The sequence below is a fragment of the Corynebacterium sp. ACRPE genome (genome assembly GCF_022347435.1).
Classification (GTDB): Bacteria; Actinomycetota; Actinomycetes; order Mycobacteriales; family Mycobacteriaceae; genus Corynebacterium; species Corynebacterium tuberculostearicum_D.
This window is the reverse complement of record NZ_JAKRNA010000062.1, coordinates 1-1,053: the sequence shown is the minus strand read 5'-3', so window position 1 is coordinate 1,053 and position 1,053 is coordinate 1. Positions and strand designations below refer to the sequence as shown.

At 53.0% G+C, this 1,053-nt stretch carries 1 protein-coding gene; it reads left to right on the top strand.

Annotated elements, in window-relative coordinates:
* Nucleotides 1–49: 49 nt before the first annotated feature.
* Nucleotides 50–1,053 (top strand): helix-turn-helix domain-containing protein (locus tag MHY13_RS12105; RefSeq protein ID WP_239283247.1); only part of this gene is annotated, 1,004 nt, incomplete at its 3' end.

Genomic DNA, 1,053 nt, shown 5'->3' with positions numbered 1-1,053 from the left:
CTTGAGTTCAGAGGGTCGTTGCAACACTTTCCCTTAGGAGGGTGTTGTTGTGTCTGAGATTATTGGCCCGTTTCATTCGTTGTCTGAATCGGATCGTCGTGGCTTAGTTGCCTTGGTTGGCAGTGGGCGTAGTGTCCGTTCGGCGGCTGGTGAGCTTGGTTGTCATTACGGGCATGCTTTGAATTTTTGTCATGCCTTTGGATTGCCAGTCGTGTTTAAAGCCAAACGAGTTGATCGCCGCGGTAGCCAGGCTTTCCAGCTTGTAGAGCTAGTCCGAAGCGGACTGTCGGTACGCCAAGCTGCTAAAAGATGTGGGATGCATCTTTCTGCGGCTTATGCCGTAGCTACGGAAGCTGGGTGCCATATCCGGTTGAGTCAGTATGCTCGGAAAGTCCGCCAGACGCAGTTAAGAGTGGAATATCTGCGCCTTCGGCTGGCGAGCCTGCCTGGTGGTGATGCTGGCGCGGCAGTAGGAATTGATCGTCGACTGCGTTTAGATTTCGAAAAAGGACTCACCAAATCCCAGGGTCGACGAGAAGAGTTCATACCCGTCGGCGAAGACGCCAGCACGTATAACAGACTTATGAAAGCGCTGCGCCAACGCCATGATGTCATCGAATCCGGAAGGCTTGCCCCTCCCGCCTTACCTAGCGGGGTAGATCCGTATAAACGCATCAGCAATCGCTACATTTGCTTCGAAGAACGCGTCATTATCGCCGATCTTCTCCGCGAAGATGTGCCACTGCGTGAGATTGGGCGCCGTTTAGGGCGTAGCGCATCGTCAATTCAGCGTGAAGTACGCAGAAACCACAGTGCTGAAGGCCCGTATCGTGCGGAAACAGCCCAGTTAAAGGCCTGTGCGCGGAGATTGCGGCCGAAAATACCGAAACTACTAGCCAACAAAAGACTATGGGACTATGTATGCGCACAATTGCGGGCACAATGGTCACCTGAGGAGATTTCTAATCGCCTGCCCATCGACTACCCCACTGATAAGGACATGCGCATTAGTCACGAAACGATTTATGACGCCTTTTACCTGCAGGCCAAAGG